4 protein-coding genes and 1 pseudogene are annotated in these 5,029 nt (G+C 67.5%); 3 read left to right on the plus strand and 2 right to left on the minus strand.

Translation table 11 applies throughout. The features are described 5' to 3' along the window. The 3 genes from ACU0BR_RS10325 to ACU0BR_RS10335 all read left to right on the plus strand — a co-directional run. A partial coding sequence (locus ACU0BR_RS10325) for a ligase-associated DNA damage response DEXH box helicase (protein WP_446156754.1) occupies positions 1-2,176 on the plus strand: 2,176 nt, incomplete at its 5' end. A gap of 28 nt (positions 2,177-2,204) precedes the next feature. Next, entirely contained in the window at positions 2,205-2,954 is a 750-nt protein-coding gene (locus ACU0BR_RS10330; RefSeq protein WP_446156755.1) for a ligase-associated DNA damage response endonuclease PdeM, read from the plus strand. Between the two features lie 280 nt (positions 2,955-3,234). Then, complete coding sequence (locus ACU0BR_RS10335) at positions 3,235-3,369, plus strand: hypothetical protein (protein ID WP_446156756.1); 135 nt, start codon at positions 3,235-3,237, stop codon at positions 3,367-3,369. Between the two features lie 192 nt (positions 3,370-3,561). Here the strand turns inward: ACU0BR_RS10335 and ACU0BR_RS10340 are convergent. Both ACU0BR_RS10340 and ACU0BR_RS10345 read right to left on the minus strand, forming a co-directional pair. Next, positions 3,562-3,882, minus strand: a pseudogene (locus tag ACU0BR_RS10340) (YkvA family protein); the annotation flags it as partial. A 97-nt stretch (positions 3,883-3,979) separates the two neighbouring features. Then, on the minus strand, positions 3,980-5,029 hold a 1,050-nt coding region (locus tag ACU0BR_RS10345), incomplete at its 5' end, for an ATP-dependent metallopeptidase FtsH/Yme1/Tma family protein (protein ID WP_446156757.1).

The following is a 5,029-nucleotide window of genomic DNA, read 5'->3' on the forward strand; positions in this document are numbered from 1 at the left end:
CAACCTCACCACCCCGGTGGAGGAGATGGGCCTGCCCATCCGCATCGAGGACCGCACCGGCGACACCTCCTACGCGCGCCGCCGCCGTCAGCGCGCCGATCCGCCGCATATCCTGCTGACCACGCCCGAAAGCCTGGCGCTGCTGACCAGCTACGAGGACGCGCCGCGCATCTTCGCCGGGCTGCAACGGGTGGTGGTCGATGAGATCCACGCGCTTGCCGAATCCAAACGCGGCGATCAGCTGATGCTGGCGCTGTCGCGGCTGGAGGCGCTGGCGCCGGGGCTGCGCCGTGTGGGGCTGTCGGCCACGATCGAGGATCCGCCCGCGATGGCCCGCTACCTCGCCCGCCACCCCGATCCCTGCGAGATCGTCGATGCCGACCCCGGCCCCGATCCCGACATTGCCATGCTGCGAACCGATGCCCCCCCGCCCTGGGCCGGCGGCGGCGGGCGCTACGCGATCCCCGCGGTGCTGGAGGAGGTGCGCCGCCACAACACGACCTTGATCTTTCACAACACCCGCGCCCAGGCGGAGATTTTCTTTCACCACCTCTGGCTTGCCAATGAGGACGCCCTGCCCATCGGCATCCATCACGGATCGCTGGCGCGCGAACAGCGCGAAAAGGTCGAGTCGGCGATGGTCGCGGGGCGCCTGCGCGCCATCGTCTGCACCGGCAGCCTGGATCTGGGCATCGACTGGGGCGATGTGGATCTGGTGATCCAGATCGGCGCGCCCAAGAACGTCAAGCGGCTGGTGCAGCGCATCGGCCGCGCCAACCACCGCTACAACGCGCCCAGCAAGGCGCTGCTGGTGCCCGCCAACCGCTTCGAGGTGGTCGAATGCATCGCCGCGCTGCAAGCCGTTCAGGCCCATGAACTGGACGGGGAGCCCCGCGGCCCCGGCCCGCGCGACGTGCTGTGCCAGCACATGCTGATCCGCGCCTGCGCCGGGCCCTTCGACGAGGAGGCGCTTTTCGCCGAGGTCCGCAGCGCGGGCGCCTATGCCGGGCTGTCGCGCGCGGCTTTCGACGATTGCCTGGATTTCGTGGCCACCGGCGGCTATGCGCTGCGCGCCTACGACCGCTGGCAGCGGCTGCTGCGGCGGCCCGACGGGCTGTGGCAGCTGCGCGATCCGCGCGCGGCGCAGCGCATCCGCATGAACATCGGCACGATCCAGGACACCGACACGCTCAAGGTCCGACTGCGCGGGCGCGGCGGCAAGGGCGGCGCGGCGGGCAAGCCGCTGGGCGAGATCGAGGAAGGCTTCGCCGCGCAGTTGACACCCGGCGACACCTTCCTCATCGGCGGGCAGGTCGTGCGTTACGAAGCCTTGCGCGAGATGACCGTGGAGGTCACGCGCCGCGCCGACAAGAACCCCAAGGTCGCGACCTTCATGGGCACGAAATTCGCCACCTCGACCCAGCTGTCGGACCGCATCCTGCGCATGTTCCGCCAGCCCGCCTGGCCCGACCTGCCGAAGCACACAGCACAGTGGCTGGCGCTGCAACGCGAGGTGTCGCACCTGCCCGAGGCCGACCGCATCCTTGTCGAAAGCTTCCCCTTCGAAGGGCGCGCGCACACCTGTTTCTACGGCTTTGCCGGGCGCAACGCGATGCAGACGCTCGGGCTGCTGCTGACCCAGCGGATGGAGACCGCCGGGCTGCACCCGCTGGGCTTCGTCGCCACTGACTATGCCACGCTGATCTGGGGGCTGGATCCGGTGACCGACCCCGCGCCGCTGCTGGACGCGGACAATCTGCGCGAGGGGCTGGAAACATGGCTGGCGGGCAACGCGGTGATGAAGCGCACCTTCAAGACCTCCGCCACCATCGCCATGCTGATCGAGCGCAACACCCCCACCCAACGCAAGAGCGGCCGTCAGGCGGTGTTCTCCTCCGACATCCTCTACGACACGCTGCGCCGCTACGAGCCCGACCACCTGATGCTGCGCATCACCCGCGAGGAGGCGCTGCGCGGGCTGGTCGACTTCGGCCGGATCGAGGAGATGCTGGTCCGCACCCGCGGCCGCGTGGATCACGTGGTGCGGGACCGGGTCACGCCGCTCGCCGCGCCGATGTTGCTGGAAATGGGGCGCGTGCCGGTGGCGGGCGCCGCACAAGAACGGCTGCTGGCCGAACACGCGCAAGCGCTGATGACCGAGGCGGGCCTTGCATGATGGCGCGCCGTCGGCTTAGGAACGGATCATGAACGAATATGCCTTCAGGTTGGGCGGCGCAGATCTGGTGGCGCTGGGATCGGGCGGGCTGTGGTGGCCCGCGCGGTCGTTGCTGTGCGTGTCGGACCTGCATCTGGGCAAATCGGAACGCATCGCCCGCCGATCGGGCCGGATGCTGCCACCCTATGAGGTGCGCGACACGCTGGCGCGGCTGGCCCGTGACATCGACGCGACCGGCTGCCGCAGCGTGGTCTGCCTGGGCGACAGTTTCGACGATCTGACCGCGGCGCAGGCCCTGCCGGGGGAAGAGCGCGACAGGCTGCAAGATCTGATGGCAGCGCGGCGCTGGATCTGGATCGAGGGCAACCACGACCCCGCCCCCTCCCGGATGGGCGGTATTTCCCGGACATCGCTGCTGGAGCCGCCGTTCAGCTTTCGCCACATCGCGCAGGCCGATTTCACTCCGGGCCCAGCACAGGGTCCGGCACCGGGCCCCGCACTGGGCCCCGCACCGGGCCCCGCACCGGGTCCCCTGGCCGAGGTCTCGGGCCATTACCATCCGAAGCTGCGTCTGCCGCTGCGGGGACAGACCCTGTCGCGCCCCTGCTTTCTGGTCGATGCGACGCGGCTGATCCTGCCCGCCTATGGCACCTATACCGGCGGGCTTTACTGCGATCGGCCGCCGTTGAAGAGCTTGATGCGCCCGGACGCCCTTGCCATCCTCACCGGCGCCACGCCCCGGGCGGTGCCGATGCACCGCCGGTCGGGCGTCGGGTGACGACGTTGATCCGATGATTGTCGCCCCCGGTTAACGCGTTGGTAACCATTGCCCTCCAAAAACGACGTGGGGCGATCTCAGCAGTCGCTCCCGGCGGCGGATTCGTTCAGTATCACCACCGGCTTGGAAACAATCGAGCCGTCATTAACTCGTTATCCGCCGTCGCACCGCCCCTGCGGGGCCGGTTCCGCCGATCCGCGCAAAATGCCTGCGACCGCAGGAGCCTTTCCGCCGCGCGCCGGAAAAAGATTTGCAAAGAATTCGAATCATCCCGGAACCCATGGGCCGCTTCGGTGTTGACTATCCAGAAACGCAACACACTCAGGAGACCAAGATGACAATGCCCGCTCTCATCATCAACGCAGGTTTCCTGGCCGGACTCGGCATCAGCGCGCTGATGGTTCTTGCTTTCTGATCGGGGCGCTGCCGCCCTGGTTCGTTCTATCTGACTATCTGACACCCCCCCTCCGGCCCGGATCGTTCACGCATCCGGGCCTATTTTTTGTGCGCATGATCCGCCAGGTCCGTCGCATCGCCGCCGCTTGACGTCGCCACAAAGGCCCTAGCGTTTCCACACCCACAGCCCGATCATCGCCACCCCGGCAAGCCAGATCCCCACGACGACCGCGGCGGCGAGATAGCTTCGGGGGCGTGCTTCTACCCGGTCGCGTGCCTGCCCGCGCATCGCTGCGATCAGCGGCGCCGGGGTCAGGCGGATGACGCCCCAGATCCCCAGGGGCACCAGAATCACATCGTCGAGGTATCCCAGGACCGGGATGAAATCGGGGATCAGGTCGATCGGGCTCAACGCATAGGCCGCGACCGCCAGTGCCAGCAGCCGCGCGCCCCAAGGCGTTCGCGGATCGCGTGCCAGCAGATACACGGCGACAACGTCGCGCTTCAATGCGCGGGCCCAACTGCGCAAGCGATCGAGCATATGCGGCGTCCCCCGAGGGTTCAGAAAAGCAAAAACGACAACGCCGCCCCGGTGAGAGGGCGGCGCATCGGAATTTCACGCGTTCGGATCACGCCGTGGGTTCGGGTTCCAGACCCCCGCCTTTCGGCTTCTGCTTGGTCTTGGGAATCGAGGTGATCGAGGGGGCGTTGCCACTGTCGGAGGAGGCGTCATCGTCGTCCTCGCCCCGCTTCAGGGGTTCGCCATTGATCACACGCATGATCTCCGGCCCGGTCAGGGTTTCGAATTCCAGCAGGCCCTGCGCCAGGCGATGCAGATCGTCGTTCTTCTCCGTCAGGATACGTTTCGCGGTCTCGTAGCCTTCGTCGACGATGCGCCGCACCTCCCGGTCGATGACCTCCTGCGTGTCTGGCCCGGCACTGGCACCGCCACCCTGATAGCTGCCCAGATAGGACTGCTGCTCATTGGCATAGTCGATGTTGCCCAGCTTGTCGGACATGCCGAACTGGGTGACCATCGCGCGGGCGATCTTGGTGACCTGCTGAATGTCGGACGCGGCGCCCGAGGTCACGTTTTCCTTGCCGAAGATCAGTTCCTCGGCGACCTTGCCGCCCATCGCCATCGCCACCTTCGAGGTGTATTTGGTATAGGTCACGCTCAACTGGTCCCGCTCCGGCAGGGACAGGACCAGCCCCAGCGCGCGGCCGCGCGGGATGATCGTCGCCTTGTGGATCGGATCGTGCTGCGGGACGTTCAGCCCCACGATGGCATGGCCCGCCTCATGATAGGCGGTCAGCTTCTTCTCATCCTCCGACATGACCATCGACCGGCGCTCGGCGCCCATCATCACCTTGTCCTTGGCGTTCTCGAAATCCACCATAGTGACAAACCGGCGGCCCACCCTTGCTGCCATCAGCGCCGCCTCGTTGACCAGGTTGGCGAGGTCCGCGCCGGAAAATCCGGGCGTGCCGCGCGCGATCAGGCGCAGATCCACATCCGGGCCCAGCGGCGTCTTGCGGGCGTGCACGCCGAGGATCTTCTCGCGGCCCTTGATGTCGGGGTTGGGCACCGTCACCTGACGGTCGAACCGGCCGGGGCGCAGAAGCGCGGGGTCAAGCACATCCTTGCGGTTGGTCGCCGCGATGATGATCACGCCTTC

The sequence above is a fragment of the Brevirhabdus sp. genome (assembly GCF_052826345.1).

What these genes read in the sequence shown, in the direction of transcription:
- ACU0BR_RS10330 (WP_446156755.1), top strand. Translation starts at nt 2,205, where the DNA reads ATGAACGAATATGCCTTCAGGTTGGGCGGCGCAGATCTGGTGGCGCTG.
- ACU0BR_RS10335 (WP_446156756.1), top strand. Translation starts at nt 3,235, where the DNA reads ATGGGCCGCTTCGGTGTTGACTATCCAGAAACGCAACACACTCAGGAG.